This is a genomic window from Tsukamurella sp. M9C (genome assembly GCF_020169415.1).
In the GTDB taxonomy this organism is placed as follows: domain Bacteria; phylum Actinomycetota; class Actinomycetes; order Mycobacteriales; family Mycobacteriaceae; genus Tsukamurella.
The window spans coordinates 141,780-164,028 of the sequence record NZ_JAIULG010000001.1 but is presented as its reverse complement, the minus strand read 5'-3'; the positions used below and the strand labels follow the sequence as shown (position 1 = coordinate 164,028).

At 71.9% G+C, this 22,249-nt stretch carries 19 protein-coding genes; 15 read left to right on the top strand and 4 right to left on the bottom strand.

Annotation, left to right across the window (positions count from 1 at the left end):
* The first annotated feature begins 44 nt into the window (after positions 1-44).
* Positions 45-686, top strand: coding sequence for a TetR/AcrR family transcriptional regulator C-terminal domain-containing protein (locus LB823_RS00790; protein WP_224644856.1), 642 nt, complete (start codon positions 45-47; stop codon positions 684-686).
* Here LB823_RS00790 and LB823_RS00785 read toward each other — a convergent pair.
* Entirely contained in the window at positions 657-2,183 is a 1,527-nt protein-coding gene (locus tag LB823_RS00785; RefSeq protein WP_224644855.1) for a PucR family transcriptional regulator, read from the bottom strand. The genes LB823_RS00790 and LB823_RS00785 overlap by 30 nt on opposite strands.
* A 114-nt stretch (positions 2,184-2,297) precedes the next feature.
* On the opposite strand from LB823_RS00785, the gene LB823_RS00780 reads away from it, so the two are divergent.
* The 10 genes from LB823_RS00780 to LB823_RS00735 all read left to right on the top strand — a co-directional run bounded on the left by LB823_RS00780 (position 2,298) and on the right by LB823_RS00735 (position 15,787).
* Positions 2,298-3,725, top strand: a complete 1,428-nt coding sequence (locus LB823_RS00780; RefSeq protein WP_224644854.1) for an aminobutyraldehyde dehydrogenase — start codon at positions 2,298-2,300, stop codon at positions 3,723-3,725.
* A 57-nt stretch (positions 3,726-3,782) separates the two neighbouring features.
* Complete coding sequence (locus LB823_RS00775) at positions 3,783-5,771, top strand: primary-amine oxidase (protein ID WP_224644853.1); 1,989 nt, start codon at positions 3,783-3,785, stop codon at positions 5,769-5,771.
* On the top strand, positions 5,768-6,634 hold the full coding sequence (locus LB823_RS00770; RefSeq protein ID WP_224644852.1) for a universal stress protein: 867 nt from the start codon (positions 5,768-5,770) through the stop codon (positions 6,632-6,634). The genes LB823_RS00775 and LB823_RS00770 overlap by 4 nt, the downstream gene beginning before the upstream one ends.
* Before the next feature lie 44 nt (positions 6,635-6,678).
* Positions 6,679-8,205 carry an APC family permease gene (locus LB823_RS00765; protein WP_224644949.1) on the top strand — a complete coding sequence of 509 codons (1,527 nt, stop codon included), beginning with the start codon at positions 6,679-6,681 and terminating at the stop codon, positions 8,203-8,205.
* Positions 8,202-9,566: a 4-aminobutyrate--2-oxoglutarate transaminase gene (gene gabT / locus LB823_RS00760; RefSeq protein WP_224644851.1), complete on the top strand. Its 1,365-nt coding sequence runs from the start codon at positions 8,202-8,204 to the stop codon at positions 9,564-9,566. Before LB823_RS00765 ends, gabT begins: the two co-directional genes overlap by 4 nt.
* Positions 9,567-9,742: 176 nt before the next feature.
* The gene (locus LB823_RS00755; RefSeq protein ID WP_224644850.1) at positions 9,743-11,200 is read left to right on the top strand and encodes an NAD-dependent succinate-semialdehyde dehydrogenase; all 1,458 of its coding nucleotides are present in this window, start codon (positions 9,743-9,745) and stop codon (positions 11,198-11,200) included.
* A gap of 52 nt (positions 11,201-11,252) precedes the next feature.
* Positions 11,253-11,810: a YdcF family protein gene (locus LB823_RS00750; protein WP_224644849.1), complete on the top strand. Its 558-nt coding sequence runs from the start codon at positions 11,253-11,255 to the stop codon at positions 11,808-11,810.
* Between the two features lie 106 nt (positions 11,811-11,916).
* Positions 11,917-14,025 (top strand): DUF6421 family protein, encoded by a 2,109-nt coding sequence (locus tag LB823_RS00745; RefSeq protein WP_224644848.1) that lies wholly within the window; start codon positions 11,917-11,919, stop codon positions 14,023-14,025.
* A complete protein-coding gene (locus LB823_RS00740; RefSeq protein WP_224644847.1) occupies positions 14,022-14,726 on the top strand; it encodes an SDR family NAD(P)-dependent oxidoreductase in 705 nt (234 codons plus the stop codon). Before LB823_RS00745 ends, LB823_RS00740 begins: the two co-directional genes overlap by 4 nt.
* Positions 14,723-15,787 carry a low specificity L-threonine aldolase gene (locus tag LB823_RS00735; protein WP_224644846.1) on the top strand — a complete coding sequence of 355 codons (1,065 nt, stop codon included), beginning with the start codon at positions 14,723-14,725 and terminating at the stop codon, positions 15,785-15,787. Before LB823_RS00740 ends, LB823_RS00735 begins: the two co-directional genes overlap by 4 nt.
* Here the strand turns inward: LB823_RS00735 and LB823_RS00730 are convergent.
* Genes LB823_RS00730 through LB823_RS00720 form a run of 3 tightly spaced genes read right to left on the bottom strand, consistent with a single transcriptional unit; the run spans position 15,765 to position 18,108 of the window.
* A complete protein-coding gene (locus tag LB823_RS00730; RefSeq protein ID WP_224644845.1) occupies positions 15,765-16,124 on the bottom strand; it encodes a hypothetical protein in 360 nt (119 codons plus the stop codon). The two genes, LB823_RS00735 and LB823_RS00730, sit on opposite strands and share 23 nt — an antisense overlap.
* Positions 16,121-16,534 (bottom strand): hypothetical protein, encoded by a 414-nt coding sequence (locus LB823_RS00725; RefSeq protein ID WP_224644844.1) that lies wholly within the window; start codon positions 16,532-16,534, stop codon positions 16,121-16,123. Before LB823_RS00725 ends, LB823_RS00730 begins: the two co-directional genes overlap by 4 nt.
* A gap of 20 nt (positions 16,535-16,554) precedes the next feature.
* Complete coding sequence (locus LB823_RS00720) at positions 16,555-18,108, bottom strand: sugar transferase (protein WP_224644843.1); 1,554 nt, start codon at positions 18,106-18,108, stop codon at positions 16,555-16,557.
* Positions 18,109-18,550: 442 nt separating this feature from the next.
* On the opposite strand from LB823_RS00720, the gene LB823_RS00715 reads away from it, so the two are divergent.
* The 4 genes from LB823_RS00715 to LB823_RS00700 are packed head-to-tail and all read left to right on the top strand — an operon-like array spanning position 18,551 to position 22,247.
* Positions 18,551-19,798, top strand: a complete 1,248-nt coding sequence (locus LB823_RS00715; protein ID WP_224644842.1) for a class I SAM-dependent methyltransferase — start codon at positions 18,551-18,553, stop codon at positions 19,796-19,798.
* Positions 19,799-19,801: 3 nt separating this feature from the next.
* The gene (locus LB823_RS00710) at positions 19,802-20,584 is read left to right on the top strand and encodes a glucose-1-phosphate cytidylyltransferase (RefSeq protein WP_224644841.1); all 783 of its coding nucleotides are present in this window, start codon (positions 19,802-19,804) and stop codon (positions 20,582-20,584) included.
* A complete protein-coding gene (locus tag LB823_RS00705) occupies positions 20,581-21,234 on the top strand; it encodes a PIG-L deacetylase family protein (RefSeq protein ID WP_224644840.1) in 654 nt (217 codons plus the stop codon). The genes LB823_RS00710 and LB823_RS00705 overlap by 4 nt, the downstream gene beginning before the upstream one ends.
* The gene (locus LB823_RS00700) at positions 21,231-22,247 is read left to right on the top strand and encodes an NAD(P)-dependent oxidoreductase (protein ID WP_224644839.1); all 1,017 of its coding nucleotides are present in this window, start codon (positions 21,231-21,233) and stop codon (positions 22,245-22,247) included. Before LB823_RS00705 ends, LB823_RS00700 begins: the two co-directional genes overlap by 4 nt.
* Positions 22,248-22,249: the final 2 nt, after the last annotated feature.

Genomic DNA, 22,249 nt, shown 5'->3' with positions numbered 1-22,249 from the left:
CGAAAGCCTGTCGATTAATCGTCCCGTCGGGTAGGTTCGTGCAGGTGAGCAGACGCGTCGGCCGGCCGAGCACCCCGCAACTCGACCGGGCCTCGATCGGCGCGGCGGCCCTGGAGCTCGTCGACCGGGAGGGTGCGCTGAGCATGCCGGCGCTGGCCCGCCGGCTCGGCGTCCAGGTCTCGTCGATCTACCACCACGTCGACGGCCGCGCCGGCGTCATCGGCCTGGTCCGCGACCTCGTGACCGCCGACATCGACGCCGCCTGCTTCGCCGTGGAGCCCTGGGACCGCGCCCTCGACACGTGGGCCCGCACCTACCGCAACGCCTTCGCCGCGCACCCCGCCGCGGTCCGCCTGCTCGCCACCGAGACCATCGGGGGGCGGCAGAACCTCGCGATGTACGCGGCCGCGACCACCGGCCTGCTCCGCGCCGGATTCCCGGTCGAGCAGGTCATGGGCATCGTCGTCGGCGTCGAGAACTTCCTGCTGGGAGCGGCGCTCGACGTCTCGGCGCCCGAGGTCCCCATCGCGCTGGACGACGACGAGGCCGCGACCGACGACCTGCGCCGGGCCCTCGCCGCGGCACCGTCGGGCCCGGAGCGCTCGCTGCAGGCCTTCGACCTCGGGCTCGCGGCGCTGATCGAGGGCCTGCGGGCGCTACTCGTCGCCGAGCAACAGCGCCAGTAGCAGCTCGGCGCGCACCCGCGCCGACTTGAGGTCCACCCCGAGCAGCTCCTCCGCCCGCTCCACCCGCGCCCGCGCCGTGTGCCGGTGCACCCCCAGCGCCGCGGCCGTCCCCTCCCACTGGCCGTGGTGCTCGAGGTACGCCCGGAGCGCCTGGGCGAGGCCGTCGTGCGCGCGCAGCGGGTCCAGCAGCGCGCGGTCGAGCCGCGCGAGGGCATCGCGGGTGCCGGGGTCCGTGAACAGGGTCCGCCCGGCCAGCGCCGCGGCGTCGACGGTGCCGCCCCCCGGCCGCGCCGCGCGGGCCGCGAGTTCCGCCGCCGCGACCGCCTCGGCCACCGCGCCCGGCGCGTGCGGCGCCCCGAGCCCGAGCTGCAGCCGGCCGCGCTCGCCCGGCGCGAGGCCCGCGACCAGGGCGTCGGCGAAGGCGGGCCCGTCGTCGCCGCCGAGGAGCGCCACCACGCCGCCCGGGCCGGCCGCCTCGGAGACGAACACCGGGCGGCCCGCGTCGTGCAGCGCCGCCCGGACCGCGGCGATCACCGCCTCCGGGTCGGCACCCCCGCGGATCATCAGCGCGCGGACCCCGGACGGATCCGCCGCCTCCGCGACCAAGGGCGCGGCCTCGTCGAGGTCCCCACCCGCGGACAGGACCAGGCGCAGGGCCGCGGCGTTCATCCGCCACTGCGCGAGCCGCAGCCGCAGCGGTCGCTCGAAGTCCAGCGCGAGCAGGGAGTTGGCGTGGCCGATGAGCACGTGGTCCGTCGCCGAGGGTTCGCGCGGCAGCACCACCCCGAGGTGGCCGTGGCCGCGGTCGCCCACGCGGATGGGCTGGGTGACGATGGTGCCGTGCCGGGCGGCCGGGTCGGTCGACGGCGCCGTCACGGGCCCGGCCGCGGACGCCGCGACGTGCGCGCGCGCCTGCTCACCCACCTCGCGCGCGACCGCCGGATCGAGCTCGGCCGGATGCGCCTGGACGACCCGGCCGCCGCGGTCCAGGAGGAGGGCCGCGCCCCCGGATCCCACCGACAGCTCGCGCAGCGTCGCCGAGGGCCCGCCCGCGACCGCCGCGCGGGTCATGCGCTGCTGGGCCCGGCCCGCCGCCGCCTGCGCCGCGTTCGCGCGTCGCGCGATCTCGTCGATCACGGTGCGCGCGACGGCCACGAAGGGCGTCGGCAGGGGCACGTCCACGAGTGCGAGCCCGAACTCGTCGGCCGCGTCGACCAGGGCTGACGGTGCGCTGGCGCGAGAGACGCCCACGCCGAAGCCCAGCCCGGAGACGCCGCGGTCGGTCAGGCGCCGCACGTACTCCCGACAACCCTCGTCGCCGGGCGGGATGCCGATGCCCGTGGTCAGGAGCATCTCGCCGCCGGTGAGCCACGGGGTGGGGTCCGCGAGCTCGGTGGTGATGACGAAGGTGATCGGGACGTCCGTCGCCGCCGCGCCCGCCCGCAGCCCGAGGCCGAGGTCGCGCTGCCCCAGCAGCCAGCGCACCGTGACCGCCATGCCGCTCCAATCCGTCGAGTCGACGTCGTTGATTTCGCCATTCTGGCAGATGCGCGGCCCAGTGACCCAGCGCACAGTGAGAGGACTTCCCCGTCCCCCACCGAAAGGGCCGCGATGTCCGACCGCCTCCAGAACTTCATCGACGGAGCGTTCGTCGACTCGACGTCGTCCGCGTCGATCGACATCGTCGACCCGGCGACCGAGACCGTGGTCGCGGTCTCGCCGGTCTCGACCGACGAGGAGGTGGCCGCCGCGGTCGCCGCGGCCGAGCGCGCGTTCCTCACCTGGGGCCGCACCACGCCGAGCGCCCGCCAGGCGGCGCTGCTGAAGCTCGCGGACGCCATCGAGGAGCACGCCGACGAGATCGTCGCCGCCCAGGTCCGCAACACCGGCCAGCTCGCGGCCATGGTGAAGTCCGAGGAGGTCCTGGTCTGCGCCGACCAGGTGCGCTTCTTCGCCGGCGCCGCCCGCCTGCTCGAGGGCCGCGCGGCCGGCGAGTACATGGAGGGCTTCACCTCGTACGTGCGGCGCGAGCCGATCGGCGTCGTCGGCCAGGTGACGCCGTGGAACTACCCGTTCATGATGGCGATCTGGAAGATCGCGCCCGCCCTCGCCGCGGGGAACACCCTGGTGCTCAAGCCCTCCGACACCACGCCCGAGTCGACGCTGGTGCTGGCGCGGATCGCGCAGGACATCCTTCCCGACGGCGTCCTCAACGTCGTGCTCGGCGACGGTGCCGTCGGCGCCCGGCTGGTCGGCGACCCCGCGCTCGGGCTGGTCGCGATCACCGGCTCCGTCCGCGCCGGCATCGCCGTGGCCACCGCCGCCGCGACGGACCTCAAGCGCGCCCACCTGGAACTCGGTGGCAAGGCGCCCGCCGTGGTCTTCGGCGACGCCGACGTCGCCCGCTCCGCCGAGGGCATCGCGCAGGCCGCGTTCTTCAACGCCGGCCAGGACTGCACCGCCGCGACCCGCGCGCTGGTGCACGAGTCCGTGTACGACGCCTTCGTCGCGGCCCTGGTCGCCCAGGCGCAGACCCTGCGGCCCGGCGCCCCCGACGATCCGGACGCCTTCTACGGCGCCCTCAACAACGTGCACCACTTCGGCCGCGTCATGGAGAAGCTGGCGGCGCTGCCCGCGCACGCGACGGTGGCGACCGGCGGGAAGCGCGCGGGTGAGACGGGCTTCTACGTCGAGCCGACGGTGATCACGGGCGTGCGACAGGACGACCCGATCGTGCAGGAGGAGACCTTCGGCCCGATCATCACGGTGCAGCCCTTCGCGACCGAGGACGAGGCCGTCGCGCTCGCGAACGGCGTGCAGTACGGCCTCGCGTCCAGCGTGTGGACCACCGATCACGCCACCGCGAACCGGATGAGCATCCGGATCGACGCGGGCGCGGTGTGGATCAACTGCCACATCCCGCTCGTCTCGGAGATGCCGCACGGCGGATTCAAGCACTCGGGTTACGGCAAAGACCTCTCGGCGTACGGCCTGGAGGACTACACCCGAATCAAGCACGTCATGAGCAGCAACGACTGACCCCGACCGCACCGCCGATCACCGCCCGCCGAAGCCGCCGAGAAAGGCACCCCCGCGATGCAGAACGCCTCCCCCGCCGCCCACCCGCTCGATCCCCTCTCCGCCGACGAGATCCGCGCCGTCACGGCGCTGCTCGCCCGCGAGCACGGCGTGAACGCCGACTGGCGCTACGCCTCGATCGAGATGTTCGAGCCGAGCAAGGCCGAGATCACTGCCTTCGACACCGACGGGACGCCCGCTGAGCGCGTCGCCGTCGCGGTGCTCTTCGACCGCACCGCGAACCGCACCTACAAGGCCCGCGTCTCGCTGACCTCCGACACCGTGACGTCGTTCGACCACATCCCGGACGTGCAGGCGAACGTCACCGTCGACGAGTGGGACGAGGCCGATCAGGCCCTGCGCGCGCACCCCGACGTCATCGCGGCACTGGCCGCGCGGGGGCACACCGACATGTCGCTGGTCTTCATGGACACCTGGACCTACGGCGCGGTGCTGATCCCGGAGGAGTTCGCGGGGCGCCGGATCGGCTGGTCCGACACCTGGGTCCGGGCGTCCGACGGTGCCAACCCCTACGCCGGTCCCGTCAACGGCTTCCACTGCGTGATCGACCTGAACACCATGGAGCTGCTCCGCATCGAGGACACCTTCCGCGTGGACACCCCGGAGATCATGGGCGAGTACGTGCCGCGGATGCTGCCCAAGGAGCTCCGCGAGGCGAGCACCCGCCCCGAGCGCAAGCCCCTCGAGATCACCCAGCCCGAGGGCCCCGGCTTCACCCTCGAGGGCAACAAGCTGACCTGGCAGAACTGGTCGCTGCGGGTGGGCTTCAACTACCGCGAGGGCATGACCCTGCACGCGATCACCTACAACGACAACGGGAACGTGCGCAAGATCGCGCACCGGCTCTCCTTCGCCGAGATGATGGTCCCCTACCGCGACCACTGCGAGGACCACTACCGCCGCACCGCCTTCGACATCGGCGAGTGGGGCCTCGGCTTCATGACCACCTCGCTCGCGCTCGGCTGCGACTGCCTCGGCGAGATCCGGTACCTGGACGCCACGCTCCACGACAGCAAGGGCGAGCCCTACGACATCGCCAACGCGATCTGCATCCACGAGGAGGACAACGCCGTCCTCTGGAAGCACGTGGACCACCACGCCGGCGCCGAGGTCCGTCGCATGCGCCGCCTCACGGTGTCCTTCCACGTCACCGTCGCGAACTACGAGTACCTCACCTACTGGCGGTTCTACGAGGACGGCAACATCGAGTGCGAGGTGCGGGCCACCGGCATCATGGTGGTCAGCCACTTCCCCGAGGGCGGCTCGCACCCGCACGGCACCCTCGTCGATCAGCGCACCTACGCGCCCTTCCACCAGCACTTCATCGTCGCGCGCATGGACCTCGACGTGGACGGCGAGAACAACACCGTCTACCAGTCCGAGACGCGGATGGTGCCCACGGGGCCGGACAACCCGTACGGCCTGTCGCTGCAGCAGGTGAACACGCCGCTGCGCACCGAGTCCGAGGGCAAGCAGGACCCGCACTACCCGACGCAGCGGTCGTGGAAGGTGGTCAACGACAACGTGAAGACGGGCCTCGGCACGTCCCCGTCGTACAAGCTGGTGGCCTCCGCGAACGTCCCCGCGATGTTCGACCCGGCGTCCCCCATCCTCGACCGCTGCCGCGCCATCGAGCACACCCTGTGGGTCACCCCGAACGACCGCGAGGAGCGCTGGCCCGCCGGCGAATTCGTGAATCAGGGCGGCGGCGGCATGGGCCTGCCTGCGTGGACCGCGGCCGACCGGTCGATCGAGAACACCGACGTGGTGCTCTGGTACACGTTCGGCATCCACCACATCACCCGGCCCGAGGACTGGCCGATCATGCCGGCCGACACGGTGAGCTTCTGGCTCAAGCCCTTCGGCTTCTTCGACCGCAACCCGTCGATCGACGTGGCGCCCACCCCGGCGAAGTCCTCGTCCTGCTGTTCCACCGAATCCGACGGTGCCGCCGCCGGATCGGCCTGCTGTGAGGGAGAGAAATGAAGGTCTACGTCGCTTACCTCGCGACCGACGGCGGCCGCGATGCGATCGCGCTCGGCGTGCAGCTCGCCCGCTCTCTGAACGCGGAACTCGCGCTCGGCATGGTGGTCCCGCCCGATCAGGCCGGTGCGTACGTCTCCGGCGACCTCGTGGACCAGGTCCTCACGGATCAGGCCGATGCCTGGCTGACGCAGGCGCGCGAGCTCGTGCCGGGCGACGTCGAGGCGTCCACCCACATCGGCGTGTACGACTCGATCGCGGAGGGCATCATCGCCGAGGCGCAGCGCCTCGACGCCGCGATCGTCGTCGTCGGCGCGACGGGCGGCGGCCTGCTGGGCCGGCATTCGCTCGGTCCCGTGGTGAACGACCTCATCCACTCCTCTCCGGTCGCCGTCGCGCTGGCCCCGCGCGGGCAGCGGCACAGCAAGGCCGAGCGGGTGCGGTCGGTGACCTGCGCCGTGGGCGCACGGCCGGGCGCGGAGGAGCTCCTCGACGCCGCCATCGCGGGCGCCGAGCGCGCGGGCGTGCCCCTGCGGCTCGTCTCGCTCATCGCGGTCGACCTCATGCCCGGCGTGCACCAGGCCGACCAGGAGGCCCTCGAGAAGGCCCGCGCGCACTCGGTCACCGTGCTCGACGAGGCCCGGAACCGCCTGCCCGCCACCGCCGACGTGGAGTCGGTCGTCGTCCTCGGCGACACCGTCGAGGACGCCGTCAACAGCCTCGACTGGCATGCCGGCGACCTGATCATGGTGGGCTCGAGCCGCCTCGCCGCGCCGAAGCGCCTGTTCCTCGGCTCCACCGCCGCGAAGATGCTCCGCGTCCTCGACGTGCCGATGGTCGTCGTCCCCCGGGCCGGCCTCGCGTGACCACCGCCGGAACGGGCCGCGAGGACCCCGGAGACGCGGGCCCGGTGCGGCCCGCGGGCGGGACGGAGATCGTCGACAAGGGCCTGGCGCAGGGCAGCATCGGCACCCTCGCGGGCGCGATCCTCGGGATCTCGACGGTGGCGCCCGGCTACACGCTCACCGCGAGCATCGGCCTGATCGTCGCGTCGGTGGGGCTGAAGATGCCCGCGATCTTCATCGCCGGCTTCATCCCGATGTTCCTCACCGCGTACGCCTACCGCGAGCTCAACTCGCGCGTGCCCGACTGCGGCGCGTCGTTCACCTGGTCCACCAAGGCCTTCGGGCCCTACATCGGCTGGATGTGCGGGTGGGGCATGGTGCTCGCCACGATCATCGTGCTCTCGAACCTGGCCGCCATCGCCGTGGACTACTTCTACCTGTTCCTGGCGCAGGTCACCGGGAAGGAGTCGCTCGCCGACCTCGCCGCGAACAAGCCGGTGAACATCGCGACCACCCTGCTGTTCCTGGTGATCGCGACGGTCATCGCGGGCCGCGGCATCACGACCAGCGCCAAGGTGCAGTACGCGCTCGTCGGCTTCCAGATGGTGGTGCTGGTGGCGTTCGCGGTCACCGCGATCGTGCGGTCCGGCGGCGTCCCGACGGGGCTGTCCTTCTCCCTCGACTGGTTCAACCCGTTCACCGGCATCACGATCGCCGCCTTCGTCGTCGGCCTCACCGGCTCGATCTTCGCCTTCTGGGGCTGGGACACGTGCCTGACGCTCGGCGAGGAGTCGAAGGACCCGAAGACGGTGCCCGGCCGCGCCGGCCTGCTCGCCGTGGTCTCGATCCTCATCACCTACCTGCTGGTGGCGGTCGCCGTGATGATGTACGCGGGCGTCGGGACGGAGGGCGTCGGGCTGGGCAATCCGGACAACTCCGAGAACGTCTTCCGCCCGTTGGCGAGCCCGGTGCTCGGCGAGTTCGGCGGCCTGATGCTCTTCCTCGCGATCTTCGCCTCGTCGATCGCCAGCCTGCAGACCACCTTCCTGCCCGCCGCGCGGACCATGCTCGCGATGGGCGCCTACGGCGCGTTCCCCAAGAAGCTCGCCGCGATCCACCCCCGGTACCTGGTGCCGACCTACGCGACCGTGGTCTCGGGCGTCATCACGGGCGTCTTCTACGCCGTGGTGAAGCTGCTCTCCGATCGCGCCCTGCTGGACACGATCGCCGCGCTCGGCATCATGATCTGCTGGTACTACGGGATCACCGCCTTCGCGTGCGTGTGGTTCTTCCGCCGCGAGCTCTTCACCGGCCCGCACAACATCGTCTACAAGTTCCTGTTCCCGCTGATCGGCGGGACGATCCTCGCGGTCGTCTTCGTGATCTCAGTGCAGGAGAGCCTGAATCCCGAGAACGGCAGCGGCTCCTCGCTGTTCGGCATCGGGCTCGTCTTCTACATCGGGTTCGGCCTGCTCCTGCTGGGCGCCGTCCTCATGCTGATCCGGCGGGCCACCCACCCCGCCTTCTTCCGCGGCGAGACCCTCCGCCGCACCATCGCCCCCGTCGACGTCGACAAGGAGACCCTCCCATGACCGCAACGACCCCCTCGATCACCTACCGGCTGCCCCAGGTCCGCAACCTCGTGACCGCCCTCCCGGGACCGGAGTCGGCCCGCCTCGCCGAGCGCCGACGGTCCGCCGTCGCCGGCGGTGTCGGCTCCTCGGTGCCCGTGTACGCCGCGGACGCCGACGGTGGCGTCATCGTGGACGTGGACGGCAACTCGCTCATCGACCTGGGCTCCGGCATCGCCGTGACCAGCGTCGGCGCCTCCGACCCGCGGGTGGCGGAAGCCGTTGCGGCGCAGGCGCGGCACTTCACCCACACCTGCTTCATGGTGACCCCCTACGAGGGCTACGTCGCGGTGGCCGAGCGGCTCAACGCGCTCACGCCGGGCGACCACGACAAGCGCACCGTGCTGTTCAACTCCGGAGCCGAGGCCGTGGAGAACGCGATCAAGGTCGCGCGCCTGACCACCGGCCGCGACGCCGTTGTCGCCTTCGACCACGCCTACCACGGGCGCACCAACCTGACGATGGCGCTGACGGCGAAGACCATGCCGTACAAGAAGGACTTCGGGCCCTTCGCGCCCGAGGTGTACCGGATGCCGATGTCCTACCCGTACCGCGACGCGGCCGCCGGCCTCGACGCCGACGGCAAGGCCGCAGCGGCACGCGCCATCACGCAGATCGAGAAGCAGATCGGCGGCGACGCGGTGGCCGCGATCATCATCGAGCCGATTCAGGGCGAGGGCGGCTTCATCGTGCCCGCCCCCGGCTTCCTCCCCGCCCTCGCCGCGTGGGCGAAGGAGAACGGCGTGGTCTTCATCGCCGACGAGGTGCAGACCGGCTTCGCCCGCACCGGCGCCTGGTTCGCGTGCGAGGACGAGGGCGTGGTGCCGGACATCATCACCATGGCCAAGGGCATCGCGGGCGGCATGCCGCTCTCCGCGATCACCGGCAGCGCCGACCTGCTCGACGCCGTGCATGCGGGCGGCCTCGGCGGCACCTACGGCGGCAATCCCGTCGCGTGCGCCGCGGCGCTCGCAGCGCTGGACACGATGGAGGATCTCCAGCTGCCGGCGCGCGCCCGCGCCATCGGCGAGACGGCCGTGCGCCGGCTGCGGGCCCTGGCCGACGAGGTCGGCGTGATCGGCGACGTTCGCGGCCGCGGCGCGATGATCGCGATCGAACTGGTCCACCCCGGAACCTCTGAGCCCGATGCCGAGCTGACCAAGGCCATCGCGGCCAAGGCCCTCGCCGCCGGCGTCGTAATCCTCACCTGCGGTACCTACGGCAACGTCGTGCGTCTGCTGCCCCCGCTGGTGATCGGCGACGAGCTGCTCGACGACGCCCTCACCGTGCTGGAGACGGCGATCCGCGAGGCCTCCGCCTAGCGGCGCCGCGGGGGCGCTCGCCCGCCGCAGAGCCGCCCCCTCCAGTTGCGGCGCTCTCGGATTCTGTCCGTTCCGGACACGCTGTCCGTACCGGACAGAATTCGAGAGCCGTCCGCGCGCATCCCGTACCCGCTCCTCGTCACACCCGCCTGCCCCACTGCCTCGAAAGGCCCCTCGTGAACGTCCCCGACCTGATCAACTCCGTCCCGACCGGCCTGTGGCTGAACGGCCGCGCGACCCCGAGCGAGTCCGGCCGCACCTTCGACGTGATCAACCCCGCGACCGGCGAGGTCCTCGCGTCGGTCGCGAACGCGACGCCCGCCGACGCCACGGCCGCGCTGGACGCGGCGAGCGCGGTCGCCGACGAGTGGGCCGCCACCGCGCCCCGCGTGCGCGCCGAGATCCTGCGCGCCGCGTTCGAGGCCGTGACCGCCCGTGCCGACGACTTCGCGCTGCTCATGACGCTGGAGATGGGCAAGATCCTGCCCGAGAGCCGCGGCGAGGTGGCCTACGGCGCCGAGTTCCTGCGCTGGTTCTCCGAGGAGGCCGTGCGCATCGGCGGCCGCACCGCGACCGCGCCCGCCGGCACCGGCGAGATCGCCGTCGTCAAGGAACCCGTCGGGCCGTGCCTGGCGATCACGCCGTGGAACTTCCCCCTGGCCATGGGCACCCGCAAGATCGGGCCCGCCCTGGCCGCCGGCTGCAGTGTGATCGTCAAGCCGGCCGAGGACACCCCGCTCACCATGCTGCTGCTCGCGCAGATCTTCGCCGACGTGGGCCTGCCGCCCGGCGTCCTGTCGGTGCTGCCCACGCTGGACGCTCCCACCGTCGTGGGCGGACTCATGGCGGACCCGCGGCTGCGGAAGGTCTCGTTCACGGGCTCCACCGGCGTCGGGAAGATCCTCCTCGCCCAGGCGGCGAACAACGTGCTGCGCACCTCGATGGAGCTGGGCGGCAGCGCCCCCTTCGTGGTGTTCGACGACGCCGATCTCGACAAGGCCGTCGACGGCGCCATGCTCGCCAAGATGCGCAACGGCGGCGAGGCCTGCACCGCAGCCAACCGCATCCTGGTGCAGAACGGCATCCGCGAGGCCTTCACCACCAAGCTCACCGAGCGCGTCGCGGCGATGCGGGTCGGTCCGGGCTGGGACGCCGAGTCCGCCATCGGCCCGATCATCAACGCCAAGCAGCGCGGCTCCATCGCCGCGCTCGTCGACGAGGCCGTCGCCGCCGGCGCCACCGTCCGCACGGGCGGCAAGCCCGTCGACGGTGCCGGGTTCTTCTACGAGCCCACCGTCATCGACGGCCTGCCCGACGACGCCCGCATCCGCCGCGACGAGATCTTCGGCCCCGTCGCCGCGATCGTCGGCTTCGACACCGAGGAGCAGGGCGTGGCGATGGCCAACGACACCGAGTACGGCCTCGCCGCGTACTTCTTCACGGAGAACGTCGGGCGGGCGCAGCGCGTCGCGCGGCGGCTGCAGGCCGGCATGGTCGGCGTCAACCGCGGCGTCATCTCCGATCCGGCGGCCCCGTTCGGCGGGATCAAACAGTCCGGCCTCGGCTCCGAGGGCGGCAGCGAGGGCATCGAGGAGTACCTGAACACCAAGTACATCGCGCTCCCGCCCGTGTGACGGGGCCCGCACGCGTGCGGGTGCCGCTCCCGCGCGCCGGTAGGGTGGCGACGTGCGTCGATTGCAACAACTCCTGTGGGGCACGACGCTCGTCGTGGTCCTGGCGCTCGCCGCGGTCGGGGGCGCCGGGTACCTGCTGTTCGGCGGCGACCAGCAGGATCCCCTCCGCAAGGTCGACGCGATCATCGTGCTCGGCGGCGAGCACGACGGCCGTGAGGAGTACGGCATCCGGCTCGCCCAGGAGGGCTGGTCGAAGAACGTCGTGCTCTCGAACCCCTACGACCACGACCGCACGATGCGGGAGTTGTGCGGTACCCGCGTGGGCGACATCAGCGTGACCTGCGAGGTACCGGTGCCGAGCACCACCCGCGGCGAGGCGATCTTCACCGAGCGGCTCGCGAAGCAGAACGGCTGGACCTCCGTGATCGTGATCAGCTGGGGCTATCACCTGACCCGGTCGCGCTACATCTACGGCAACTGCTTCTCCGGCGACACCGTCATGCGGGCGGTTCCCCGCGAGTACGACTACGGCCCCGCCGACTGGGAGCTGATCTACCTCTACCAGTTCGTGGGCACGGCGAAGGCCATGGTCCAGGGCGGCTGCGGCTAGGGCCTTCGCGCCGGTTCCACTTCCTCCGAGAGCGCTCGGGCGTTAAGGTTGCGTCAAGATCGTGCGTAAGAGGTGAAAGGCCGGTACGGATATGTCAGACGATGCGGTGTTCCCTCGCGTGCAGGTGGAGCAGGCCCGCAGCTGTGCGTGGGCCACGTCGCTCGACCGGGCGCGCGAGATGGTTCCCCCGAACCCGGCCGACGCGAGCCTGGCCGAAGCGGTCGACACGCTCCGTCGCCGCGGCATGACGGTGACCGACGCCCTCGCCCCGCACATCGGGTCCGACGAGCTCGCCGCGGCCGATGTCTACGTGATTCCGCACCTCGCGCGGCCGGGCGTCGAGCGCGTCACGGGTGACCTACCGCCCGTGTACGCCTCCGACGAGCTCGACGCGATCGAGCAGTACGTCCGGGACGGCGGCGGGCTCGTGGTGCTCGCCGAGTGCGACACCGCGACCTCGGGCAACAACCTCGACGAGCTGCTCGGCCGGTTCGGGGTGCACGTGGAGTCGGTGGTCGTGCAGGAGGCCGCGGGCGAGCGCAGGCACGGCGGCAACGCCACCTGGGTCCGCTCGGACATCGCGCCCGAGCTGGGCGGCCAGGGCATCGCCGCCGCCGTCGACGGCGCGTGCTTCTACCGCACCGGCGTCCTCGACCTCACGGCCGCGCCCGGCGCCACCGTGCTGGCCCGCACCAGCGACACGGCCTCCCCCGCGGGCCGGCCGCTGGCCGCCGCGCTGCAGGTCGACCGCGGCCGGGTCGTCGTCTTCGCGGACTCGGACCTCGTCGGCGACGACTCGATCGACGACCTCGACCAGCGCACCCTCTGGGCCAACGCGGTCACCTGGGCCGCCGGCGCCCACGAGGACGTGCCCGCCACCACCGACTCCGGCGCCGCGAGCACCCCCGACTGGGCCGCGCTCAAGGCCGCCGTGGAGGAGCTGCGCGGCCTCCAGGACGCGTCCGGCGCCGTCCCGGACCCCGCCGATCACGGCCGCGCCGGCGACCTGGTCGACGAGATCGTGACGCGGATCGCGGCGCTGGCCCCCCGCTTCCCCCACGACGCCGAGTACCTCGCCGCGCTGCCCTTCGACTTCCGGCGGTGGATCGAGGGTGGTTTCGAGCGCCCCGAGTTCGACGAGTCCCTCGCGGCGTTCCGCCCGGACCGGAACCGGGTGGACGGCGCCGAGCACCTCGTCGTCTTCCCCATGTACACGCAGAACGGCAACGCGGGCAAGGTCTTCGAGGCGGTGCTGCTGCGCATCGTCTGGCCGCAGTGGCTGGCCGAGACCGAGCGCGTCTTCGACAACCGCCAGTTCCTGGCCGTGGCCTTCGAGGACTTCACCCCCGGGTACGACACCCACTCCGCGGTGCTCTTCCCCGAAACCGTGACCGTCGCGCAGACCCCGGAGTTCCACTGGGGCGCCATCTTCTGCGACCGCGAGGCGGCCCGGTTCCGCCGGGTGACGAGCGCGGCCGCCGAGATCCTCTCGCTGCGCCTGCCGCCCGACGGCGAGCGGCTCGTCGCCTCGCAGTCCCTCGCCCAGTCGACGTTCGCGCTGTGGGACCTGATCCACGACCGCACGCACAGCCGGGGCGACCTGCCCTTCGATCCGTTCATGATCAAGCAGCGGATGCCGTACTGGCAGTACTCGCTCGAGGAGCTGCGCTGCGACCTGACCACCTTCCGCGAGGCCTACCGCCTCCAGCAGGAGGGCCACCCGTACGGGCTGCCGGTGCAGCTGGCGATCCTCTGCGACCGCCTCTTCCGCTTCCCCATCACCGGGGACCGCGTACGCAACTACGACGGCCTCGGCGGGCAGCTCCTGTTCGCCTACCTGCACCGGCACGGCGCGCTGCGCTGGCGCGACAACCGCCTCTCCTTCGACTGGAAGGAGCTGCCGCTCCAGGTGATCCGGCTGACCGAGGAGATCGAGGAGCTCTACCGCACCGGCATCGACCGGTCGAAGGTGGGCCAGTGGCTCGCGAGCTACGAGTTCGTCTCCTCCTACGTCGCGCCCGGCCCCGGTTCGACCTGGGCGAAGGGCCCGTCGGCCCTGCCGCTCGACGGTCCGCCGAAGGCCCTGGTGGACCTCGTCCTCCCCGACGAGTTCCCCCTCAACATGTTCTACGAGGCGCTGCGGCGCAAGATGGGTCCCGTGATCGAGAGCGCGAAGGGCATCACGGCGGCGACGGCGACGGAGGTACCGGCATGAGCGGGGTGACGGGGCGCACCGTCGTGGTGACGGGCGCGAACGGGGCACTGGGCCAGGAGGTGGTGCGGCGGCTCGTCGCCGCCGGGGCGAAGCCCGCAGTGATCACGCGCGGCGCGCCGGCGGAGTCGATCGCGAACCTCGACGGCGTCAGCGCCTACCGCGCGGACCTGTCCGACCGGGAGGCCACCGCGGAGGCGGTCCGGCGCATCGTCGCCGAGCACGACGGCGCCGACGGCCTGCTGCACCTCGTGGGCGGCTGGCGCGGCGGCACGCCGATCGACGAGGCCGACCCCGCCGACTGGGACTTCCTCGAGGCGGGCCTGATCCGCAGCCTGCAGAACGTCTCGCAGCCGCTGTTCCCGGCGCTCGCCGCGAGCGAGGACGCGCGCGTCGCCGTGATCTCGTCGGTCTCGGTCGCGAAGCCGACGGCGAAGAACGCGATGTACGCCTCCGCCAAGGCCGCGGCCGAGGCGTGGACCCTCGCGCTCGCCGACGGCTTCACCGGCACCGGTGCCGCCGCGACGGTCGTACGCGTGATGGCGCTGCTCACGCCGCAGATGAAGGCAGACGCCCCCGAACGGAAGTTCCCGCGCTACACGCCCATCGGCGACGTGGCCGACCGCCTCGTCGCACTGTGGGACGCCCCCGCGGCCGAGGTCAACGGCATCGTCGACACCCTGGTACCGGAGGTGACCGCATGACCCGCCTGCACGATCCCGCCAAGCGCGGATTCGCGAGCGACAACTACGCCGGCGTGCTGCCGGAGGTGCTCGAGGCGATCGCCGAGGCCAACCTCGGGCACCAGGGCGCGTACGGCGCCGACGACTACACCGCCGCGCTCGGCGAGCGGATCGCCGAGATCTTCGGCGCCGGGGCGAAGGCCTTCCCCGTCTTCAACGGCACCGGCGCGAACGTCGTCGCCCTGTCGGCGGTCTCCGACCGCTGGTCCGCGGTGGTCTGCGCCGATACCGGCCACATCCACGTCGACGAGGGCGGCGCCCCGGAGAAGCTCGCCGGGCTCAAGCTCTTCGTCGTGCCCACCACCGAGGGCAAGCTGACCCCCGAGGCCATCACCGCCGCCGTGCCCGACCGCGCGGGCGACGTGCACTGGGCGCAGCCGCGGGTGCTCTCGGTGGCGCAGTCCACCGAACTCGGCACGGTCTACAGCCCGGACGAGCTGCGGTCCCTCGCCGCGTACGCCCACGAGCGCGGCTGGCTCCTGCACATCGACGGCTCGCGCCTGGCGAACGCGGCCGCGAGCCTCGGCACGGACCTGCGGGCGATCACCACCGACGTCGGCGCCGACATCGTGAGCGTCGGCGGCACCAAGAGCGGCCTGCTCGGCGCGGAGCTGGTGGTCGTGCTCGACGCGGCCTCCGCGCCCGGGATCGAGTACGTGCGCAAGCTGTCGATGCAGCTGGCCTCGAAGCAGCGCTTCCTGGCCGCGCAGTTCCTCGCGCTGTTCTCGGACGACCGGTACCTGCGGGTCGCCGGGCACGCGAACGCGATGGCGCGGCTCCTCGCCGAGCTCACCGGCGGGATCGACGGGGTGACGATCACCCAGCCGGTGCAGTCCAACGCCGTCTTCGCCGAGCTCCCGCACGCCGCCGCCGAGGCGCTCATGGAGCGGGTGCCGTTCTACTTCTGGGACGAGATCCGCGGCGAGGTCCGCTGGATGTGCGCCTGGGACACCACCGAGGACGACGTCCGCGGCTTCGCCGCCCTCGTCGCCAAGGAGCTCAGCCGAAACGTGGGAATTTGACGTAGGCCAGGCCCATGAGGTCGATCGAGAGGTAGCCGAGGATCGCCGCGGCGACGCCGCCGCCCACCACGAGGGCGGCCCGCCAGGCGTCGCGGCGCGGCGCCTCGGTGAGCCACCAGCCGATCCCCAGGAAGGTGACGATCGGCCCCAGCAGGGCGACGGGGAGGGCGGCGAAACCCGTGTCGCCCACGATGCGCACCAGCCGGGCGGTGCCGCCCAACACGGCCGAGACCGCGATGGTGACGCACAGCATCCGCGTCCAGCGGGGCCCGCGCGCGAGGAGCCGGTAGCCGAGCACCGAACCGGCCGCCCCGGCGAGCGCGACGAGCAGCGTCATCGCCGCGCCCTCCGCACGATCGCCCGGCCCGCGGCTATCCCCAGGGCCGCGACGGCGGGGGCCGCGAACAGGAAGCGCACACCCGCCGACGGGGGCATCGCGAGCAGGGACAGCAGGCCGTAGACGCCCACCGAGCCGAATCCCGCCAGGACCCCGAAGACGAGGAAGGCGAACCAGCGGTCGCCGATCACGTCGCGGAGGGCGAAGAGCGCCCCGGTCAGGAGCGAGAGCACGGCGAGGCCCGCGATCCGGACGTCGAACTCCAGGGCCCGCCACGCCGGCGCGGAGGAGAGCCGGCTCGCGGCGACGGCGGCCAGAGCGCCGCCGAGCGCGACGCACGCCAGCGTGCGGCGGTCGGTGGGCAGCCGCGGGCCGTCGGACACCGTCGGAGGGGGTGGGATCTCCTGCACTCCGACGACGATACGTCCCGTCAGTACGCGCCGTCGGAGGCGAGCACCGTGCGCACGGTCCGCGCGATGATGCCCACGTCCCGGCCGAGCGACCAGTTCTCGACGTAGCCCACGTCGAGCCGGATCGACTCGTCCCAGCTGAGATTCGACCGGCCGTTGACCTGCCAAGCGCCGGTGACGCCGGGCTTGACCAGCATCCGGCGGAGCATGACCGGCGGATACTGCTCGACCTCGTGCGCGAGCGCCGGGCGCGGTCCGACCACCGACATCGACCCGCCGAGCACGTTGAAGAACTGCGGCAGCTCGTCCAGGCTGTACCGGCGGATGAACCGGCCCACCCGGGTGACCCGAGGATCGTTCTTGACCTTGAACAGCGGTCCGGCGCCCATGTTCTCGTCCGCCAGCACGTCGCGCCGGACGTCGGAGTCGACGTGCATGCTGCGGAACTTGATCATGTCGAAGAGCTCGCCGCCCGCGCCGACGCGCTGGGCGCGGTAGAAGACGGGGCCGCGGCTGTCCGCCTTGACCGCGGCGGCGATCACGAGCATCACGGGAGCCGTCACGAGCACGCCGGTGCCGGCGACCGCGAGGTCGAGCAGGCGCTTGCCGAGCCCGTAGGAGCGTGCGGGCTGCGGCGCGGCGACGTGCGTCATCGGGGTGCGCCCGACGGAGCCGGTGACCATGCGGGCGCGGGCGACGTCGGGCAGGCCGGCCGTGACCACGAGTTCGATGCCCTCCGCGGCGAGCTGCCACATCAGCTCGCGGACGTCGTCGGGGCCGAGGGAGTCCGTGGCGGTGAGCACCACGATCCCGGCGCCGGTCTCACGCGCCGACTCGATCACCGTGCGGTCGGTGCCCACGACGGGGATCCGCGTGCCGGAGAGCTCGATCGCGTCGACCACGACGGCGTCGTTCGCGGGGAGGCAGACGCCGACGACCTGCGCGCCCGCGGTGTCGGCCTGGAGCAGGCTCCGGGCGGACGCGGTGGCCGAGGCGAAGCCGCCGACCACGAGCGTGGGCACCGGGGCCACGGCGGCGGCGCTGTGCCGGAACCGGAGACGCACGAGGAGCGCGCCGGCCACGGCGACGGGCGCCGAGGCGACGAACAGCGCGTGCGGGAGCATCCAGGGGAAGAGCAGCTCGATCAGCGCCAGCGGCCCGTAGACGAGCTGAGCCGTGACGAGCACGCGGCGCAGCTCGGGCGAACCGAGCTGGAGGAGGGGCAGGGCCATCGGCCGGGAGCGCCAGAGGCGGAGGAACCAGAACAGGTTCGCTCCGATGACGATGGCCGCCAGTTCGGGGACGCTCTCGCCCTCGGCGTAGCCGACCGTGAGTCCCGCGGCGGAGGCCGCGACGGCGACGGCCGCGTCCGCGGCGACGATCCGACGGCTCAGGCGGGTCCGGTGGGCATCTGCCACCGCGCGGGCCGAAGGAACCCGCGGCACGGCGATCATGGGGGTCGACGAAGCCGAGTGGTCGGGCGCGGCGGTCGAGGTCTTCTCGGGCGTGATGACGGCGACGGGCAAGGGCTCCGCCGGGGCGACAGGTGCCGCTGCCCAGGTGTCGATCGACAAGTCCCGCTCCTCACATTCGTCCGTCGCTGCGGGCCCCGAAACAATGCGCCGTCCCGACTAGGCCAGAATCGACAATCTACATATTGCAGTTGCGAATAGCTAATCCAGTGAGCTTCGTCTCATGTCTTCGTGGTCCCGTGCGCGCATCGCCCCGCCCGGTGGCGTGACGGTGCTCACGGCCACCCCCGGGTCCGGTGCGAATCACTCGCCGAGAACATCGTTCGCCCTGTTCACAAGCCATCCTCACCGCATCCGGGCCTCGGCCCCTCCGCGACGGCACCCCTCGACTCTCCGAGCGCCGCGCGGCGGATCGAATGGCCGCCGGTTGCTACCGTAGACCGTCAGCGTTGCAATCGCAAGATGATTAACCGTTTGCAACCAGAAAAGCTGTGAAGGTCTATGCTCAACGATCGAAGCCCCGCGAAGAGTTACGGAATACATCATGAAATGCCGTCTATGCGGCTCGCCCCGGCTGCGCAGCGTGGTCGATCTGGGCGCCACACCACCTTGTGAAATGTTCCTCACGGCAGCGGAACTGGACGGCCCCGAGCCCACCTACCCCCTGCACCTGCGGATCTGCGAGGAGTGCCTGCTCCTCCAGATCCCCGCGCTGATCCTCCCCGAGGAGACCTTCTCGGAGTACGCGTACTTCTCCTCGTTCTCGGCGAGCTGGGTCGACCACGCGCGCCGATTCGTCGACGACTCGATCCGACGCCTCGAACTCGACGGCGACAGCCTCATCATCGAGGTCGCGAGCAACGACGGATACCTGTTGCAGCACGCGGTCGCCGCCGGCGTGCCCTGCCTCGGCATCGAGCCCTCGGTCAACGTCGGGCAGGCCGCCCGCGACAAGGGCGTCCCGACGGTGACCGCCTTCCTCGGCCCGGAGACCGCCGCGCAGGTCCGCGCCGAGCACGGCCCCGCCGATCTCGTGGTCGCGAACAACGTCTACGCGCACATCCCCGACCTCCTGGGCTTCACCCAGGGCCTGCGGGGCCTGCTCGCGGACGACGGCTGGCTGAGCATCGAGGTGCACCACGCGCTCGCCCTCGTCGCCGAGGGCCAGTTCGACACGATCTACCACGAGCACTTCCAGTACTACACGGTGCTCAGCGCCCAGCGCGCGCTCGCGACCGCGGGCCTCGCGGTCGTCGACGTCGAGACCATCCCCACCCACGGCGGCTCGATCCGCGTCTGGGCGCGCCCCGACGGGGTCGCGCAGGCACCGTCGGACCGGGTGCGCGAGGTGCTGCGGATCGAGGAGGAGGCCGGGCTGCACGCGCTCTCCGGCTACACCGGCATGCAGGCGCAGGCCGACCGGGCCCGGCAGGACCTGCTCCGTTTCCTGCTCGAGTGCCGCGCCGCCGGCAAGCGGGTGGCCGGCTACGGCGCCCCGGGCAAGGGCAACACGCTGCTCAACTACTGCGGCATCCGGCCCGACCTGCTCGAGTACACCGTGGACCGCAATCCCTACAAGCACGGGCGGTTCACCCCCGGCACACGCATCCCCATCCACGAGCCCGAGCGGCTCGACGCCGACCGCCCCGACGTGATCGTCGTGCTGCCGTGGAACCTCGAGACCGAGATCACCGAGCAGCTGCGTCCCCTGATCGACCAGGGCACCGAGGTGGTCTACCCCATGCCCCAGTTGCACACCGCGCGGCCGGCCGCCGCCACCACGGAGGTCTGAGCGATGAAGGTTGTCCTGTTCTGCGGCGGCTACGGCATGCGCATGCGCAACACCGCGGACGACATGGTGCCCAAGCCCATGCAGCTCGTGGGCCCGCGGCCGCTGATCTGGCACGTCATGCGGTACTACGCCCATTTCGGGCACACCGAGTTCGTGCTGTGCCTGGGTTACGGCGCGCAGCACATCAAGAACTACTTCCTCAACTACCGCGAGACCGAGTCGAACGACTTCGTGATCCGTGGCGGCGAGGTGGAGCTGCTCGGCGCCGACATGCGCGAGTGGACGATCACCTTCGTCGACACCGGCCTCGAATCCGCTATCGGCGAACGCCTCCGGCGCGCGCGGCCCTACCTGGACGGCGACGAGTACTTCCTCGCCAACTACGCCGACGTGCTCAGCGACGCCCCGATGAACACCATCATCGACCAAGTCAAGGAGACCGGTTCCGCCGCGTCGATGCTGCTGGTGCCGCCGCAGTCCTCGTTCCACTGCGTGGACGTGGACGGCGAGTCGAAGGTCACCGGCATCACCCCCGTCTCCGAGTTCCCGATCTGGGAGAACGGCGGCTACTTCGTGCTGACCCAGGAGGTGTTCGATCACCTGCCGCCCGGCGGCGACCTGGTGGCGGACTCGTGCACGGCGCTGGCCAAGGAGGGGAAGCTGTTGGGCTACAAGCACCGCGGCTTCTGGAAGCCGGCCGACACCTTCAAGGAGCGGGCCGACCTCGACGCCGGCTACGCCCGCGGCGACCGCCCCTGGATGGTGTGGAAGGACCCGGTCGGATGATCGGGCTCTCCGCCGGCCGGATCTCCGAGATCGCGGTCCTCGGCGCGCACTGCGACGACATCGCGATCGGCATGGGCGGAACCCTGCTCCAGCTCGCGGAGGCCAATCCCGGTCTGCGCGTGCGGGCCTTCGTGGGCAGCGGCGCAGGCACCCCGCGGGAGGCGGAGGAGCGGGCGGCTCTCGCCGCGTTCGCGCCGGAGGCGGAACTGCACATCACGGTGCTGGACCTGCCCGACGGGCGGGCCCCCGCGCACTGGCAGCGGGAGAAATCCCTGCTGGCGCAGTTCAAGCGGTCGGCATCGCCCGACATCGTCTTCGCGCCCCACCGGGGCGACGCGCACCAGGACCACCGCCAGCTCGCGGAGCTGGTGCCGCAGGAGTTCCGGGACCACCTGATCCTCGGCTACGAGATCCTCAAGTGGGAGACCGACACCCCGCGGCCCACCGTCTTCAACCCGCTCTCGGCGTACGCCGCGATGGCGAAGACGCGGCTGCTCACGGAGCACTACCCCTCGCAGGTCGACCACGACTGGTTCGACGACGAGTCCTTCCTCGGCCTGGCGCGGCTGCGCGGCATCCAGTGCCGCTCCACCTACGCCGAGGGCTTCATGCTGGAAAAAGCGATCGTAGATCTCGGAGGAAATCGATGAAGGTCCTGCTCACGGGCAGCCAGGGATACCTGGGAACGGTGATGGCACCGATCCTGCGCGCGGAGGGACACGAGGTCACCGGCCTCGACTCCGGGCTCTTCGCCGACCGCGTCCTCGGGCCGGCGGTGGCCGACCCGCCCACGATCACCACCGACCTGCGCGACGTGACCGTCGACGAGCTGCAGGGCTTCGACGCGGTGATCCACCTCGCGGCCCTGTCCAACGACCCCCTCGGCTCGCTGGCACCGGAGATCACCTACGACATCAACCACGCCGCGTCGAGCCGGCTCGCGCGGCTGGCGAAGGAGGCGGGCGTGTCCCGGTTCCTGTACGCCTCCACGTGTTCCGTCTACGGCGCCGCGGGCGACGGCCTCGTGACCGAGGACGCCCCGCTCAACCCGATCACGCCGTACGCGATCAGCAAGGTGCGGGTCGAGGACGACGCCGCGGCCCTCGCGGACGCCGACTTCACGCCCGTCTTCCTGCGCAACGCCACGGCCTTCGGCTTCTCGCCGCGGCTGCGCGCGGACATCGTGCTCAACAACCTGATGGGCTACGCGGTGCTCACCGGCGAGGTGCTGGTGCTCTCCGACGGGACGCCGTGGCGCCCGCTGGTGCACGCACAGGACATCGCCCGCGCCTTCGCCACCTGCCTCACCGCGCCGAAGGACACGATCTCGGCGCGCGCCTACAACGTCGGCACCGAGCGCAACAACGTGACCGTCGCCGAGATCGCGCAGGCCGTGGTCGACGTGGTCCCCGACGCCGCGGTCCGGATCACCGGCGAGGCGGGCAACGACCCGCGCTCCTACCGGGTCGACTTCTCCCGCGCCCGCGACGAACTCGGCTTCGAGGCGCAGTGGACGGTGGCGGACGGCGCGGCCGAGCTGCACCGGGCCTACACCGAGTACGGGCTCACCGAACGCTCCTTCCACGACGACTTCACCCGGCTCGCCGTGCTCAAGGAGCTGCAGGGCGAGGGCGCGATCGACGCGTCGATGCGCCGGCGATGACC